The following is a 17521-nucleotide window of genomic DNA, read 5'->3' on the forward strand; positions in this document are numbered from 1 at the left end:
CGATCAACAGTGGCAAGCTCGGATTCATCAGTAGCATCCATCACCTGGGCTTCAGTAACAAACGCAGATGCCTCTTCAACCAGATTTTTTCTGATATCAACAGCCATAACTTCAGCTTTGCGCTCTGACAGAGTCCGGGCAAGTGACATGCCAAATTGCCCAAGGCCAATGATCAATATCTGTTGAGACATTACACCTCCAATTCCCATTTTTGACTGTCTCGCAAAAAGTCCACAACACCAATGTGACTATTAATAATTTCAATGATTTATGAGTGAAAAATTTTCAAAATAGGACTTTTTACAAGCTCATCATTGTTATAACTTCTACTCTCTATGTTAAAGATATCCTGGCATCAAGGTAGCCAGAAGCAGAGACTGACCGTTCTCTACTCAAAATCATGAAAAGGGTGACAGGGCCTATTCTTCCAACAAACATTGCCATCAGGATAATAACTTTTCCGATTTCATCAAGCATTGGCGTAGCCCCTATGGACAACCCAACTGTTGCAATTGCTGATGTTGCTTCAAATACAATTTCACGCATTGGAATCTGCTGCGTGATTTCCAGCATAAAAACCGTCATAAACCAGATAAAACAGCCTGCAAAAACAATGGTAACAGCCCTGTAAACTGTTCCGGGATTAATTATACGACGACCTACAGTCACATCATCGCATGATTTTATATTGGCAATGAAGGTCATGAACAAAATGCCAACTGTTGTGGTTTTGATTCCACCGGCAGTACCGCCTGGACTTCCACCTATAAACATAAGGCAGAGCATCATAAGAAAAGCCGGACCTGTGGTTCCAGCAAGATCAATGGAATTAAAACCGGCTGTTCTTAATGTAACCGATAAAAACCATGCATTATTAATTTTGTCAAACAATGGCAATCCTGACAAAATTCCGTTCCATTCACATGCCAGAAAAAAAATCATTCCTGCAAACAGAAGCACAATTGTTGTAATAATAGCAAGAGATGCTGCAACAGGCACTCTTTTGTTAGATAATAGAACCAATACTGTTGCAGGAGTAATTCCTCCCAATATGATTAAAAGTGAAATGACATGTAGTATGGCTGGCATGTGCTGAAAAGTGACAAGACTGTTACTTTGAAGAGCAAAGCCAGCATTACAGAAAGCAGAGACTGCTGTAAAAATCCCCTGCCATACGGACATGGGGAAGGATGGAGATGTTCCGGAAAAATGAAAAAGCAGGGTCAGGATAAATGCTCCTGCTGCTTCCACAAAAAAGGTATATTGCAGAATAAGAATAATGGAACGCACAAAATCATTGTGGCCACTGTTTGTAATGGCAGTCATTATCCGCTCATGACGAAGTGTCATCCGCCGCCCCATCGCATGTAGAGCAACAGTTGTAACACCCATAATGCCAAGACCACCAAGCTGAATAAGCAACAATATAAACAATTGACCTATCAATGTAAAATCAACTGAAGTATCAAGCACAACAAGGCCAGTTACGCAAACAGCACTTACAGAGGTAAAAGCAGCATCAACAGTGGCAATATCATCAGTAACAGAACATGGAAGCATCAAAAGAATAGTACCTGTTATGCACAATGCAAAAAAAGTAATAAGCATCATACGTGCAGGATGCACAAGAAGTGGCTCCCAGATACTGATATCTTTTCCTGAAGGCATTGTATCAGGCGGCAATATAACAGCTATAATCATTCCGGCTGCCATTGCTGCAACTTTTGTGAAGCCACCTGACAATGAAAAAATTACCATTGCGACTGCAACAATCATTACTAACAGCAGTATGAAAGACCTTACAAGTAATACCCTGTCTCCAGCCAAGAGTATCTTTCCAGATGGTATGTTATGTTTACCTGATCTTTCTTTACCGTGGAAACAGATACATGATTTCCATGTTCGGGGGTGACGGAACGTCAGCCATGTCGGTTTAGCAATCTCTCTCATTATTTCAGATATCGCCTGAAAAAAATGGTGTATTACAAGAAATCCAACAATAAGAGTGGATGCAGCCAATGAAGGATCAGCGAAACATTGATGATTGACAGCCAAATCAATGGATGACTCAACATGATGTTGTGAGATCATTGCAAAGGTGGCCATAATTGAAAGTGAAATGGCAGCAAAACGAATACGCTGGAAGGAACGTTGATTTTTGGAGCTTATCATAAGGTAATTGACAGAAGGCTCGTAATCAAAAAGGAAAAACAGGGTTGATATTGTTAGAACCGCCCCTGTCAAGGCAAAAAAGGGATTATTAAGAAACAGAGGAAGTCCGGAAAGAGTTGTAAAAGTAAGAGCAACTGCCGCAAAAGTTTTACCGTAACGAGGAGATCTCAGGATCAGGAAGGCACTGATAAAACAAAAAATTGTTCCATGTATTGCAAACAATGTGGATAGATCAAAAGAGTTACCGGAACTGTTTCCGGCAACAGCATCAAGCAGAATAAAGGGAAAAGGAGACATTGCCATCAATGCCCCCTCAATCCCCACCTGCTGAAGAGATGTACGTGATTTTTTAACCTGCATTCTTGTTATGCCTGTTTAAATGGCCTTCTGCATTACTTGTCAGGATTTCCCAAATTATGATCAGCAGCATGAAAATTATTGCATGGGTTCTCTATGGCACTCTGTGCATTATGCACCGTTATCTGTGTAAATGGTATGCCCCAACCATTTTTATTGCATGCATCAACAACAATGGATTGCACAGCTCTGCCTATCATGTAATAGAATTCTGCTGCAGGCCCTGCAAATTTTACAAATATGAGAATATCAAGTGAAGATGCAGCAGCCTCCTTGAATTCAACAAGAAGATCAAGAAGATGCTCACCATATTCCCTTTTTACAATCTCTTCTGATACAGTTTTGTAAATTTTTGCAGGAATATCACGGGTTATATCTGCCTGATGATCGTAATCAATTCCAAATGTGACACCAATTCCAAAGCTGTTCATGGAGAGATTTATCGGATTCTGATCAAGAAATGAGCTGCATGGATATGTTTTAACACAACCGCCAAGAACCTCAAGATTTACCATCTCAGGGCTCTGCATTATAACCCTGCCAAATGAACCGTCAGCCAAAACCACATAGTCATTTTTTCGCGTGGGAAACCAAAGTTCATCATTAACAAACGGACGGGATTGCAACCCCATCAGTGCCTGAAGCGGAAGGCGCCTGACACCACCTGCAAGCTCGGGATTTTCAAGGGTTGTCAAAAGATTAAGTGAAACTACCTTCCAGGGGACACCATCATAAATCAGCCGTTCCCCATCTCTTACGGTACCTATATTTAATATGAATTTTGCCTGCTCCCAGAACATTGCAAAACCGTTCTTTGTTGTCCATGCAACCCCTATCAAAAATATCATTGCAACGCTTAAAAGCATCCAGTCTCCAAAATTATATAGCAGAAGCAAGGATGCAGACACTGCAAGGAAAAATGTAAAAACATGGTAGATAACTTCAAAAAGACGACTGTAAAATGAGCGCTCCTTTGCAGAATTTGCCCTTCTTGATCTGAAAATCCACCAGTAGAAAAAACGAAACATGATAAAGACAACAAAAAAAGCAACCACAGAAAGCAGAAGGTTTATACCCCTTGTTTTGAAAAAATCATCCCCAGCACCCTGAAGGACTTTTACTATTGATTTTTTTGATTCTATTTTCTGATCAAGCTGATATTGGGACTGGGTAATATGTCGCTGCACATCCTTCTCTTTCTCATGCAACTGTTTTTCAATTTCAGCCAATCTCTTTTTAACTTTATTATCAGATGCCTCTTTTATTAAAACAGATGTATTGGAAATCCCCTGCTGGACAGCAGCAAGATGTTTTTCGTAAAATGCAATCTCCTTTCTGAGCTTCTCAATCTCCCGAGGATGGCTTGTTATATCCTTTAACTCCTCAATAAATGGACGAAAAATTTCCTGAATCTCCTCTTTAAGATCAACTATCTTGAGAGGCTTTGAAATATCGCCCTGGGGCTGTATTCCAACAGCAATGGTTTTAAACTCATTCTCCCTGCTGTCAAGGCGCGTTATAATTTCGTTCATCTCATCGGTTATTCTCTGTTTTTTTTCCTCAGTCTCAGCATTTTTCAACTCTTTTTTCTTAAGCTCCAGCTCCTTTTGAAGAAGAACCATTGAATCAAGAATATCTGCAAGGGCGGCAAGTTTATTCTGGCTTGGAGAGAGGGTTTTAGAATCCGGGTTAACTTGGTTGTCAGCGCCGACTTCAATTCCACCACTTGGCTCACTTCCCATAGTGTTGGAAGGAAACATACAGCAAACAACAATTAAAGATATAGACAACCACCAAAATAAACTTTTATAACATAAAGCCATAATTCAGCCTCCTCGTAGAGTATTTATTTCAAATTGACACAAAGACCAATACACTCTATCATAAATCACAGGCAAAAACGAACGGGAATATTTTGGGAACAAAAGGCCTATGACACCAACTGTTAACGATCTTATGAAATCCCCCCTTAATTTCAGGGGCCTTCTGGATGAGATGCCCCTGGGAATAACCATTGTTGATCTTGATTTCAGGATCGTACTTGTCAATCGTGTGTTTGAAGCACTGACCGGCTTTTCAGCATCTGATGCACGGGGTATTCCATGCTGCCATATAATAAGGAGTAGGCACTGCTCCGGAAACTGCCCTGCCACCTCTGCAACAGGCAACATAAGACACCCTGTCTGTTTTGAAAGTGATATAATAAATCGTGACCGCCAGAAACTTCCTGTAAGAATAACACTTGCCCCTCTTTTAAACTCAAACGGTGAACAGAGCGGATACATTGAAACGGTTGAAGATATAAGAGCAATAAAGCAAAGCGATGTCAGAAAAAGCAAGGCATACAGCTTCTCTGACATTGTTGGAAGATGTACACAGATGGAAAAAATCTTCCAGACAATACCAATACTTGCCCAGAGCGACACATCCATTCTTATTACAGGAGAAACAGGAACCGGCAAGGATCTTGTGGCAGAAGCCATTCACCAGACATCCACAAGGGCAGCAGGCCCTTTCATCAAAATCAACTGCGGAGCACTACCGGAAACACTTCTTGAGTCAGAAATCTTCGGACACCAGAAAGGTGCATTCACAGGAGCTGTTGAAAACAAGCCTGGCAGGTTTCAACTTGCCCATAACGGAACCATCTTTCTGACAGAGATTGGAGACCTTCCGCTTGCTCTTCAGGTTAAACTGCTCACATTCCTGGATGATAAGGTTATCTACCCCCTTGGCAGCACCAAAGGCTTCAATGCCAATGTAAGGATGATTGCAGCAACACACCGTAACCTTGAAACAATGGTAAGAGACGGACAATTTCGCCAGGATCTATTCTTCCGCCTCAACGTGGCACGAATCCACCTCCCTCCTTTAAGAGAACGGGAAGGCGATATAAGATTGCTGCTTGACCATTTTCTCAACACTTTTTCAAAACAGCTTAACAGAAGGAAAAGCCACTTTTCAAAGGATGCCTTGAATATCCTTATCCACTATGGGTACACAGGAAACATAAGGGAACTCAGAAACATTGTTGAATACGCTGTAAACATGGCAGGAGATCACCTGATTGAACCTGAAAATCTGCCTGCATATCTTTTTGACTCTCCAATGAAGCTTCCTGTAAGAGGAGAGGATTACCATCAACAGGAGAGAGACAACAAGGAAAACAGGCAACTATCTGGAACGAATTATACAGAAAGAGAAGACCCCTCTTTGTCATATGACAAAGGGGAAACCATGCATTACTCTTCTGCAACTCAAACCCCTCTTTTCAACCAGAAATCAAATACAGGAGCTTCGTGGGCAGACAGGGAAAGGGAGATGATTCTTGATGCACTTCTCAAGGCAAAGGGTAGAAAACAGGTTGCATCGGAGATTCTTGGGTGGGGACGTACAACATTGTGGCGGAAAATGAAACAGTATGAAATAGAATAATGGATAAAAAAATGAATGTGCAAGTTCAACCTCAAAGTAAAATGACCCCGGATGAGTACTTTGAATTTGATAATAAATCAGATATAAGGCATGAATTTTTCGATGGTGAACTCTTTGCCATGACAGGAGCTACAAAGAATCATAATCTCATCAACACAAGTCTTACTGTAAATTTGGTTAATGGCATCACCAATTCTACATGCAGAGTTTTTTCCAATGACATGAGGGTGAAAATTGAAAACGGCTATGTTTACCCTGATCTTGCAGTGGCATGTAGTGATCTTGAATTTGAATCCAACGACCTTGACACCTTAACTAATCCAATTGTTATAGTAGAGATTCTTTCAAACTCTACCGAGGCTTTTGACAGAGGGGATAAGTTTTCTTATTACCGGATGATTCCTACACTTAAAGAGTATATTCTTGTATCTCAAAACAAATGCAGAGTTGAACAGTTCATCAGAAAAGAAAAAAAAATGTGGAGTATGCTTTATTATGAAGATATGGCGCAGATTATGAAAATCGAGTCTGTTAACTGTGAATTATTGCTATCTGATATTTATAAGTGGGTTGAATTCAATAAGTAATATGATCTTACGGCCACAACGAATAGTGAAAATTCTCAAAAACGACACCTATGAACTTATGAGCCTTGTTAATACTGTTTGAATCAGGATGCCCAGGATAACCAAGATTTACAGGATAAAAATCTTGAGCATCCTGTAAATCCTGGTTATCCTTTATATGAAAGTCTCCGTAACAGCCTGTTTTGAAAATGACTTTCATCCCTTCGATTGTGGCGGTAATCCGCCATGTACGTTATTCAGACAAATGCAATAAATGCCAAAAAAGCCAACAAGATGTCGATCTTGAGGAAAATTAGAGACAACCCTTTGTGATTTCCGCCATACAGGGCAAACACTCAGGTCTCTCACTACAGTTTTTTGCCCACTGAGATACCACTCAGTCACCATTTAGAATCATAATGAAACTTTATGCTACATATATTGAAAAACTATGACACAAAATGATTGACACAAGCAGGTGATGAGGTTATGCTTACCACTAATCAGGAGTCAACACTGCTGCCATGATAAAAAGAATATTGATCCCCATATCCGGAGACGATGTTGCCCCAAGGTTTGATCTTGCAACTGAAGTTCTTGTAATTCTTATCTCAAGAAATAACGAAATTGAAGAAGAACGGACAGTTGTACTTCCAGGAGCCTCTGCTGAGAAACTGTGCCACCTTATCCTGACTGAAAATATCCATATCCTGATCTGTGGTGCCATTGAAGATGAGTTTTATCAATTTCTTAAATGGAAAAAAGTTACAATATTTGATTCAGTTATAAGCAGTTGGCAGAATGCCTTTGACTGCTACCTCAATAACACTCTATCTCCTGGCGCCATACTATACCCACGAATAGTAGAAAATACACCCTATCAATTTTGATGTTTTTGCAAAAAACAAAAGCTTTAGTAATAGGGTTTAATTAGCTTCCCCCAAACTCCCACTCGCAAGTCTATGAGAGGGGGCATGGGGACGATGTGAATAGGGAACTTAAAGCCCTTCAGGCGAACTTTTCCATAAACTTTTGCTTTTGCACGAGATAAAATGGAAATTCCTATACTATGAACTTAGCGCCCTTCGGGCGGGCTTTTCCATAACCACTTGCTTTTGCAGGAGATAAAATGGAAATTCCTATACTATGAACTTAACGCCCTTCGGGCGGGCTTTTCCATAACCACTTGCTTTTGCAAGATAAAAATGGAAATTTCTATACTATCAAGTTATTAAAAATCAATTCCTTAACAAACCACATAGCAAAAGAATCCTCATGATTAACTTCAAAAATTCAAAAATTTATACCCTTTTAAGCAGCCTTTATAATCCGGGCAACAGCTCTCCTGAGCACTATGTTGTTTTAAGAAGGCTCATTATTACCATCATGCTAATTGTAACAACTCTTCCCATGGGAACAATGATTGTTATTAACCATTTCCAGTACAGAAACCACCTTAGAAATGAGATAACAACCCCCATTCTCACCCTGGCAAACAAGACAAAACACTCCTTTGAAATACTTCTTGAGGCAAGGCTTTCAACTGTCCGGTTTATTGCCACAGCCTACACATACGAGGAGCTTAACGACAGCCAGAACATCAAGCGTATTCTCATGTTTCTCAAAAAAGAGTTTGGAGGCTTTGTGGATCTCGGCCTTATTGACTCCAATGGAATACTTAACAGTTACGCTGGCCCCTACCCGCTTCTTGGTAAAAACTACTCAGAACAGACATCTTTTCAGGAGACCCTGATCAAAGGTAAATATATAAGCAATGTATTTTTGGGGCACAGAAAATTTCCACACATTGTAGTTGCTGTTCAACACCTGACAGATGAAGGAAAAACCTGGATTCTAAGAGCCACAATTGACACAGATAAGTTTGACAGCCTTATCCAGAGCATGGGGCTTGACCCCAAAAGTGACGCATTTTTGATTGACACCCAGGGAGTGTTCCAGACAAATTCAAAATTTTATGGAAAAACCCTGGAACAGTGCCCCTTTGACATACCATCCCAGAAATTTGAGTCACACATATACGAAACAGTTGACCCTGAAGGACAGGAGGTTGTCATTGCAAGTGTGGGTTTTAATGCAGCCAACTACACCCTTGTCATTGTAAAACCCCGCTCTGTGGTTCTGCAATCGTGGTATGCCCTTAAAACAGAGCTTTTCATTGTATTTCTGATTGGACTTTTCTTTATTGTCATAGCCATTTTCAAAATCACCAACAGCCTTATATTGCGCCTTAAGGAGTCTGATGAAAAAAGGGAAAATACCCTGGCGGAACTCCAGCATACCCAGAAACTTTCGTCCATTGGACGACTTGCAGCAGGTGTTGCCCATGAGATCAATAATCCTCTTGCCATCATCAACGAAAAGGCAGGTCTTATGAACGATATCATGGAGTTTTCAGCAGATTTTTCCCAAAGTGAAAAATTCAGGCTTCTTATAGCCTCGATCCTGAAATCAGTTGAAAGATGCAGAAAAATTACCCACAGGCTTTTAGGATTTGCCAAACGGATAGAAGTTCAAAGAGAGTCCATGGACACCAATGCTGTTATAAAGGAGGTACTTGGATTTCTGGAAAGGGAAGCACTTTACAGAAAAATTGATATCCGTCTTAACCTCATGGAACCTCTCAACATTATTGTTTCAGACAGAGGACAGATCCAGCAGGTTTTTCTCAATCTTCTCACCAATGCCTTTGATGCTGTAAAAAATGGTGGTATAATTAATATCAAAACAGAAAACATGGATGAAGGTGGAATCAAAATTCAGGTCAATGACAACGGTTGCGGTATTCCGGAAGATATTATAAAACATGTCTTTGACCCGTTTTTTTCAACAAAAAAAGAGAAAGGCACAGGGCTTGGCCTTTCCATTTCCTACGGTATAATAGACCGGCTTGGAGGCAGCATAAGTGTTTCAAGCCATGTCAACCAGGGTACTGAATTTACCATAATCCTTCCAAAAATCTCAGAACATTCACCGGAGGAGCATAATGAGCACCCAACCAATTAAAGTTGTATTAATTGACGATGAAGAGGAGTTTTCTTCAACACTTGCAGAACGTCTGACACTTAGAGGATATGAGACCCAGACCGCTGCCAGCGGAGAAGCAGGGCTTGATCTTGTCTCAAATCAACCCTTTGACATTGCCATACTTGATCTTTTGATGCCAGGGATGAGCGGCCTTGATACCCTGCGTCAGATAAAGAGCCTCACTCCTGAACTTCCTGTGGTTCTTCTCACAGGACACGGTTCCACAAGGGAAGGGATGGAAGGGATGCGCCTTGGCGCCTTTGACTACCTAATGAAGCCGCTTGATATAAATGAGCTGACAAAAAAAATACTCAGTGCTGTTAAAAACTAAACAGACATACATAAGGAGTAGATAACGGCTATGAACAGCCAAGAGACATTAAAACCAAAATTTTTTGGAAAAATCACAGCTTCTGTATCCCATGAAATGCAAAACGTTCTGGCCATTATCAAGGAAAGCGCAGGTCTGATGGAAGACCTTCTCATGATGGCAGAGCGCCAAGGAGGGGATATCACGCCAGAACGACTATTCTCATGTCTTGCCACAATCAAGAAGCAGGTAACAAGAGGAACAGAAATTACCTCATCCCTTAACAGCTTTGCACATACTGCCGACCATGAGACAGAGACTACAGATATTATTGAAATTACAACCCGTCTGCTTATTCTCACCGACCGACTTGCAAGAAATGCCGGCATGGAGATGGCCATTGCACCCTGCCATGAAGCACTGAAACTCAAAACTGACCCTCTCCAGATACAGGCATGCCTGCATCTGGCAATGGAATGCCTTTTTACATGCCTGAATCCAGGCACCATAGTAACCTTTAAATTCAATGGCAGAGAGGGGCTTTTGTCAGAAATTGAAATAACAGCCTCAAATAAAGAGAACCCTGTTGATGATATAAGGGATAGACTCTCTTCATCTTCAATGTTTACAAATCTAACAGATGCCCTGGAAAAAATTAATACAACTGCATCACCATTAACATCAGGCTTATTGCTTACCTTTAAGAAATGATTCTAATTTTCAAAAAATTTTGAACCATGATTAACTCAAAAGATGGTATTGGAGACAAGGCATACCTTGTCTCTACGGTGCAGCCCCCGATTATGAAAATGATGAGGGATATTTTCACGGTAAAGGATTAACATTATGAAAAATCAGGATAATCCCTGATAAAGCAATCTGTAACAAAAAAATAGTGGGGGAGAAGAGATATGGTACCAGAAACCATACTGATGTTCGGCCTCACCAAATCAGAAGAGCTACTGACAAGGCGACTTACAAGGTCATTTGAGATAAGAGCCGAAGCTGTTGGGAAACTGCCATTTAAAGAATACGAACAGTTTTTTCGTCAAAAAAAGATCTCTCTTGTAATAATTCATGTTGACGAAAACCGAATCCGGCAGGTGGAAAAAATTCGCCGAATTAAAAAAATTCTTGATCCGCCTGTGCCTCTCCTGGTTCTCCTACCCAAAGAGCTTCTATCTAATATAAATCACTACTTAAAAGCTGGTGCAGATGATTTTATTGCAATGCCAATACAAGAAGAGAGCTTTGCAATAAGATTTTATGTGCTACTTGAATGCGGTCAGGCAATTTTACAGACAAGCCGTGCCAGCAATCATGACGGCAAAAAAAACACTTTTTTAAGTGAAAAAAACAGCACCCAAAAAAATAGTACACTAAAAGAAAAAAGCGATGCCCCCCCAAAAAATGTGTTAAAAGAGAAGAGCGAACACCAAACACAAAATGCATTAAAAGAAACAAACGAGACTGAAGAAAATCAGAGAATATATACAGGCTCTGAAAAAAAAGGGACACCATGGAACCGTATTGTAGGCTACCTGCATGAAGGTCTTGGCTTTTTCACACCAAAATCCCAATTTGCAAGAAGGGAGAAAAAGCCGATTTTCAATAAATGGCAACCTGTAAGAAAAATTGCCACTGGAGGCGACGGAATCATCTGGCTTGTCAAGGAAATTGGAAGGGAGAGGGAGGCTGTAGCAAAGATTCCGCATAACAGCACAATGAACATATCTGCACTGCGAGCAGCAGCGGTTCTGAAAAGACTTGTCTATCACCCCAATGTTGTGCATTTGATAGAGATTGTAAAAGATAATGATAAATTCATATTGATAAATGAGTATGTTGAAGGGTTGACTCTCCCAAAGCGACTTGAGACCAGGATGCCACCCCTTGAAAAAGAGAAAATATTCCTCCAGCTTCTCTCTGTCACTGCCCATGCCCATGACCACAAAATAATGCACAGGGATATAAAACCTGAGAATATAATGATAAGAAAAGATGGTATTCTGAAACTGCTGGATTTTGGAAGTGCAAAAGAGATATCGTGGGTTGATGGCAACATCTCTCCCCATGGTACACTTAACTTTATGCCGCCGGAACAGATTCAGGGCAAAACCTGTCTTGCAAGCGATATCTGGGCACTGGGTATCATTTTATATATTTTTTCGCTTAACCGCCTGCCCTTCTGCAATCAGGACAACAGTGCATATCCAATGGACATAGAGCTTAATATGTGCGCTGTTCCACCTCGAAAGATAAATCCTGACATATCAAATGCCCTTGAAGAGGTCATTATGACCTGCCTTGAAGAGCACTTTGAAAAAAGATATCAGAATGCATCCGTGCTTCAGAATGATCTACTTGAAAAAATTCCGGATTTTGGTAATGGAACACATATTCCAGCTTAAGATACTCAAAATCGACATCTTATTGATTTTTCAGAAGTTATTGCAGTTGTCTGAACCAGGATAACCAGGATGGATAGGATGCTCAGGATAAATAATCCTGCCTTATCTTGTTAATCTTGGGAATCCTGATTCAGACAGTGTTGACAAGGCTTACAAGATCATAGGTATCGACTTTAAGAAGATAGGTTACCCAAATATATTGGGTTTTGCATCATAGGCCTCTTCCACAAGAGCAATAACGGAAAAACCATTATCAGGAACCTGTTAACAGCCTGTCAGCAAGAAGTCCTGGTAAGCCAGCAGCCAGAATTTTGTTTGCAGCTCTTTTATGGTCATATTCAACCCTGTGAAACTCAACAACACTTTTTTCTGAATCATATATAATGTACGATGCCCTTGGGTCGCCATCCCTTGGCTGCCCAATGCTTCCACAGTTGAATATCTGCCGGTTGAGGCTGGCAACAGGCACAACCGCCCCGTTTTCGGGTTTTCTGATATATACACAAAAAAAGTTTTTTCTTGTAATAACAGCCGCAGCATGGGTATGTCCTGCAAAAAGAATTTTTGCTCTGCTTCTGAAAAAGGTACGGGATATATATGCTTTTTCTGCAATATAGTACCAGTCAGATTTACCAGATGGGTTTGCATGACAGAAAAAAAGATTCTCCAGGGAGATGTTCTCACTCATTCCCTTTAAAAAACCTGTGTTCTGCAGAGTTAATCTTCTTTTTGTCCATAAAATCGCCCTGCCTGCATCGCCGTTCATGGCTACAATTTCACTGCCTGCCGCATTATCATGATTGCCAAGAACAAAAAAGATATCAGGTATGGACTGAAGCAGCCTGATGCATTGATTGGGGTTGGCACCATAACCAACAATATCACCAAGGCAGACATAACGATGAATGTTCCTTGTCATAGAGTGCTCAATAAAAGCAGACAAGGCTTCAAGATTGGAGTGGACATCTGAAAAAACAGCAATGCGCATGGATTTTTCCCACTTTAGTTGCTTGTTTCTGATTTTGGTACTTTTTGGACAATAGAATCAGGAAAACCTTTTGGGTTCTGTATTGTCCAGGTTAGGTATGAAGTGATGCCCCAAAAAAAACTAAAAATAACTTCTTTTCAGGCTGTTTTTAAGGTATATCCCAGGTTATGCAGTTTATCAAATAAAAAAATCAAAAGATGGCAAAACCTTTGCAACAAACATGGAACTTGCCATTCTAAAAGGAATTCATGAAACAAAAAGTTAAAATAATCCTTGCTTGTACCCTTCTGACAGGATTAACTTTTATTCCAATAAAATATAGTAATGGAAAACCCTTCCCTATTCCTCTGCATGCCGAAGAACTGAAAGGATTAAAAGACAGCGAAACTGCAAATAAGCCACCCATAACAATAAATTTATCAAACAATCTGAATGCACCTGACACTGTGAATGAATATGATGATGTGAATACATCCGAGACTGTTATTGAATCTTATGATGTGAATGCATCCGACACTGTGAATTCACCTGATACCATAAATACACAGCGTTATCTATCAGGATTTAAAATCAGTGGATATGGTACATTAAGCTTTACAGTATATGACAATGGCGCCAATGTTGCTCCTGTAAGGGATATAACACAGAGTCCTGACAACAGATTTAAATCTAACCATACCGCAGTTATGGATTCTCGTCTGGGATTGCAGGCACATTATCGCTTCAATTCTGACCTTGACTTTGTGACCCAGAGTGTCTTAAGAGATCAAGTTGAAATTGACTTTGAAAACTCCCTGGAATCGGCATATTTTGCATACAGGCCAACATACTGGTCAGAATTTCGCATTGGCAGAATGGGCTATGATGTTTTTCTAATGTCTGACACCCGCAATATGGGGTATGCATATCCCTGGGCAAGGCCACCTCTGGAATTTTATGGATGGATTCCTGTGTTTAACATGGATGGAGCAGATGCAACATTTAGAATCAACCAGGGAAATAGCCAGTGGCGTCTTCGTTTGCAGGCCGGAGAATATGCATTCCCGTTTGAAATAGAAAAAATTATATATGACTGTGAAACCGAGGGGCTTCACAATTTAACCATTACCCGCCAGTCAGGAAATCTGCTTCTCAAAGCAGGCTACTCACGCTTTTCATTCAAAAACGCAATGCCCCTTTTTACCCCTTTGCAGGAGGGACTTGAACAAATTGCAGAAGGCACACGAGAATTTTTTCCTGATATCAGTGACGAAGCTCAATCTCTGCGTGAAGATATAGCATTTAAAGACACCGAGATGACATACATGACGCTGGGAGCAGCCTACGATGACGGTCAATGGATTCTTCAGGCCGAAATTGCAAAATCCACAACAACAGCAGAAGTCCTCTCCCATGGGCAAATGGGATATGCAGCCCTTGGATACAGATCAGGAGACTGGACACCCTATCTTATATACAGTGCCATAAGAGCAGGAAATGACCTGCGCCAACCAAGTGCTGACTGGTCACCCATCGGAGAAACAGGACTTCAGGAGGATGCAATTGGCATAATCAACACAACCCGAATGGATCAAGATACTTTCTCCCTTGGCATCAGGTGGGATTTTAATCTCAAGGCGGCACTAAAATTGCAGTGGGACAGCATACATATTCATTCCAAAGGTTATGGACTATGGTACTGTAAGGACAGGATTAGCGGTCAGGACAACAGAGTAAACCTTGGAACCTTAAGCATGGAGTTTATGTTTTGAAACAAACGATCAAAAAGATTTCAATAATCATGATTGTCATATATATACTTTTCTGGCATACAGATGGCACCTCGTGGTCAAACAGTAAAACAGACTCCACCGCCATCGCAGTAATCATCAATCCCGACATTAATATAGAGTCCCTTACCCCTAAAGAAGTTTCAGATATCTTTCTGGGAAGACGCAGGGCATTTCCAACAGGAGAGCCTGTTCTTGTCCTGGAACAAGAGTGGGAAGGAGCGATTCGCGAACACTTTTTCAAGCTTCTTAACGGAATGACCCTCAAACGTCTCAATGCCTACTGGGCGCGCCTTCAGTTCAGTGGTGACGTTCAGCCCCCTCCAATTATGCCGGACAGCCTTGCCGTGCGTGAGACAGTAAAACTTTACAGTAATGCCATAGGTTATATTCCTGTTGATTATATTGATGAATCGGTTCGTGTGGTACTTGTACTCAATTCAAAATCTCGGGATAACAAGGAATAAGATTCTTTCCGTGTAATCTTTCTGTTTGATATGCACTTTTGACCAAAAGTGTTATGAGTTATAACTTGACTTATCCATGTAGTAAGGATAAACCCACTTAAACCTTCATGGCCGCATTCAGGAACCTGCCGACCATGAAAATAATGAAGGATACAGTCACATTTTAAAAGTATCCTGTTCACGTTTTGCCAGTGGGAACACAAATAATTATCATAAAGGAGAGATATCCAATGGCCAATTTTCTTTTTGTTTTAAGTAAAGATGATAACGAATCCGCAACAAGATGCTTTCAATTTGCCAAAATAGCTCATTCAAAAGGTCACCATGTAAATCTTTTTTTCATTGATGGCGGAGTGGCATGGGCTGACAGGACAAGGGATCTTACACTGAAAACAACAACTGGTGACTGCCCTGGAGATTATCTTCCCTACCTTGTTGAAAATGAAGTCAAAATCGGCATATGTACCCCTTGTGCAAAAAACAGAGATATGGACGAAGCCGGTTTTTTCTCAAACATGCAGCTTGATGGCGGCCCCCACCTTATTGACATGGCTGCTGAAGCAAAGGTTTTTAATTTTTAGAGCCCCCATTAATGTTCTCGTGAGTTGTAAGTTCTAATCTAACTGCCACATATTGTTATTGCAAACAGCCATCCTCCCCCTTTCCATGACTGGAGAGGGGAAATTGATTAATTTTTTTTAAGGAGTCGCTATTATGAAAAAAAGAATTATCATGATTTCCTTGTACGCTTCAATGAGTTTCACTATTCTTTTGTCAGGATTGTGCGTTGCAAAGCAGCAGCTGACTGTTTACGGTGATGCCAATTATCCACCCTATTCTTATGAAGAAAACGGACAACCAAAAGGCGTATATGTGGACATTCTCACCGAGGCTTTCTCAAGAATGGAAGCATATGACGTAACAATTGAGATGAGGCCATGGAAGAGAGGAATTCACATGATCAAAGCAGGAAAAGTGTTGGCCTTGTTTCCGCCCTATTTTAATGAAGAACGAACTCTATGGATGAATTATTCCGAACCCATATTGCAAGAAGAGCTCATTATTTTTGCGAAAGCTGAAAAACTGGAAGGTAAAAGCATTTGGCCTGATGATTTTTACGGTAGTAAAGTGGGGTTGAACAGAGGATTTGATCCTATATCCATGGCTGGTGAAAAGTTTTCCCAGGCCATTGAAGCTGGGAAAATTGAACTTGAAGAAGCTGACAACAACGAAATGAACCTTAAAAAGTTGGAAGCGGGAAGACTTGATTATTACATCAATGATAAATTGATTGATATAACAGCCTATCCATCCATCACACGAGGAATGACGACCAATCATAATTTTGGCTATCTTGGCTTTACAAGAAAATATGAAAATTTCCCATATATCTCCGATTTCAAAAATGAGTTTGATCAAATCATCAAAGAGATGAAAGCAAAGGGAGAGATCGACAAAATACTACAACAATATCTCAAATAATAAATAAAACGGATAATTCTACAAGTATCAATCTAAATAAGTGTCCAAATCATCAAATATTGATGACTATATTCAAGAAAAAAGCAAACAATTGTAGACTTATCCGTGATTATTATTGAGAATCACGTACTTTCATCTGAATTAGTGACGTACTTTGATACGGTCATGCTACCTCATCAGGCAAAAGAAGGAGCTATATATATCGGTTTTACATCTTTCCACCCTTCCGTGGAGTTTGCTGCACGCCACAGGTCGTGATTTTTCTGGAGATTCATCCATAATTCTGGTGTGGTGTCAAAAGCTATAGAAAACCTCAATGCCATTTCCGGCGTTACAGATTTCCGCTCATTCACAATAGAGGATATTGCTTTCCTTGACACTCCCAACATGTCTGCCACGTAGGTAATAGTGAGATTCAACGGTTCAAGATACATATTTTTCAATATCCGGCCAGGATGAGCCGGTTTTCTTTTTGTAGTCATGATTATATCCTTCCATCAATAAGGGAAAAAAGTTGTC

Annotated in this window: 16 protein-coding genes; 11 read left to right on the forward strand and 5 right to left on the reverse strand. The window is 40.5% G+C overall.

What is annotated here, in order from left to right; translation table 11 throughout:
* The 3 genes from MTBBW1_RS04350 to MTBBW1_RS04360 all read right to left on the reverse strand — a co-directional run.
* A partial coding sequence (locus tag MTBBW1_RS04350) for an NAD-binding protein (protein ID WP_186441076.1) occupies positions 1–191 on the reverse strand: 191 nt, incomplete at its 3' end.
* Positions 192–333: 142 nt separating this feature from the next.
* Complete coding sequence (locus MTBBW1_RS04355) at positions 334–2532, reverse strand: TrkH family potassium uptake protein (protein WP_080799781.1); 2199 nt, start codon at positions 2530–2532, stop codon at positions 334–336.
* Positions 2533–2564: 32 nt separating this feature from the next.
* Entirely contained in the window at positions 2565–4352 is a 1788-nt protein-coding gene (locus tag MTBBW1_RS04360) for a coiled-coil domain-containing protein (protein ID WP_080799783.1), read from the reverse strand.
* A 109-nt stretch (positions 4353–4461) separates the two neighbouring features.
* Here MTBBW1_RS04360 and MTBBW1_RS04365 point away from each other — a divergent pair, with 109 nt between their 5' ends.
* From MTBBW1_RS04365 to MTBBW1_RS04400, 7 genes are all read left to right on the forward strand, one after another.
* Entirely contained in the window at positions 4462–5964 is a 1503-nt protein-coding gene (locus MTBBW1_RS04365) for a sigma-54 interaction domain-containing protein (protein WP_080799786.1), read from the forward strand.
* Between the two features lie 11 nt (positions 5965–5975).
* Positions 5976–6551 carry a Uma2 family endonuclease gene (locus MTBBW1_RS04370; protein ID WP_080799789.1) on the forward strand — a complete coding sequence of 192 codons (576 nt, stop codon included), beginning with the start codon at positions 5976–5978 and terminating at the stop codon, positions 6549–6551.
* 503 nt (positions 6552–7054) lie between these two features.
* A complete protein-coding gene (locus MTBBW1_RS04380) occupies positions 7055–7420 on the forward strand; it encodes a Rossmann-fold NAD(P)-binding domain-containing protein (protein ID WP_080799794.1) in 366 nt (121 codons plus the stop codon).
* A 385-nt stretch (positions 7421–7805) separates the two neighbouring features.
* Positions 7806–9554 carry a sensor histidine kinase gene (locus tag MTBBW1_RS04385; RefSeq protein WP_080799797.1) on the forward strand — a complete coding sequence of 583 codons (1749 nt, stop codon included), beginning with the start codon at positions 7806–7808 and terminating at the stop codon, positions 9552–9554.
* Positions 9535–9906, forward strand: coding sequence for a response regulator (locus MTBBW1_RS04390; protein ID WP_080799800.1), 372 nt, complete (start codon positions 9535–9537; stop codon positions 9904–9906). The genes MTBBW1_RS04385 and MTBBW1_RS04390 overlap by 20 nt, the downstream gene beginning before the upstream one ends.
* Before the next feature lie 30 nt (positions 9907–9936).
* A complete protein-coding gene (locus tag MTBBW1_RS04395; protein WP_080799803.1) occupies positions 9937–10596 on the forward strand; it encodes a phytochrome family protein in 660 nt (219 codons plus the stop codon).
* A gap of 200 nt (positions 10597–10796) precedes the next feature.
* A complete protein-coding gene (locus MTBBW1_RS04400; RefSeq protein ID WP_080799806.1) occupies positions 10797–12296 on the forward strand; it encodes a serine/threonine protein kinase in 1500 nt (499 codons plus the stop codon).
* A gap of 253 nt (positions 12297–12549) precedes the next feature.
* On the opposite strand, the gene MTBBW1_RS04405 is transcribed toward MTBBW1_RS04400, so the two are convergent.
* Positions 12550–13284, reverse strand: coding sequence for a metallophosphoesterase family protein (locus tag MTBBW1_RS04405; protein ID WP_080799809.1), 735 nt, complete (start codon positions 13282–13284; stop codon positions 12550–12552).
* Positions 13285–13532: 248 nt separating this feature from the next.
* On the opposite strand from MTBBW1_RS04405, the gene MTBBW1_RS04415 reads away from it, so the two are divergent.
* The 4 genes from MTBBW1_RS04415 to MTBBW1_RS04430 all read left to right on the forward strand — a co-directional run bounded on the left by MTBBW1_RS04415 (position 13533) and on the right by MTBBW1_RS04430 (position 17002).
* Entirely contained in the window at positions 13533–15035 is a 1503-nt protein-coding gene (locus MTBBW1_RS04415; protein WP_080799815.1) for a hypothetical protein, read from the forward strand.
* Positions 15032–15520, forward strand: a complete 489-nt coding sequence (locus tag MTBBW1_RS04420; RefSeq protein ID WP_080799819.1) for a type 2 periplasmic-binding domain-containing protein — start codon at positions 15032–15034, stop codon at positions 15518–15520. Before MTBBW1_RS04415 ends, MTBBW1_RS04420 begins: the two co-directional genes overlap by 4 nt.
* 230 nt (positions 15521–15750) lie before the next feature.
* Entirely contained in the window at positions 15751–16101 is a 351-nt protein-coding gene (locus MTBBW1_RS04425; protein WP_080799822.1) for a DsrE family protein, read from the forward strand.
* A gap of 133 nt (positions 16102–16234) precedes the next feature.
* Entirely contained in the window at positions 16235–17002 is a 768-nt protein-coding gene (locus MTBBW1_RS04430; RefSeq protein ID WP_080799824.1) for a substrate-binding periplasmic protein, read from the forward strand.
* A gap of 176 nt (positions 17003–17178) precedes the next feature.
* On the opposite strand, the gene MTBBW1_RS04435 is transcribed toward MTBBW1_RS04430, so the two are convergent.
* Positions 17179–17484 carry a HigA family addiction module antitoxin gene (locus tag MTBBW1_RS04435; protein WP_080799826.1) on the reverse strand — a complete coding sequence of 102 codons (306 nt, stop codon included), beginning with the start codon at positions 17482–17484 and terminating at the stop codon, positions 17179–17181.
* Positions 17485–17521: the final 37 nt, after the last annotated feature.

This window comes from Desulfamplus magnetovallimortis (genome assembly GCF_900170035.1).
GTDB classification, from domain to species: Bacteria; Desulfobacterota; Desulfobacteria; order Desulfobacterales; family Desulfobacteraceae; genus Desulfamplus; species Desulfamplus magnetovallimortis.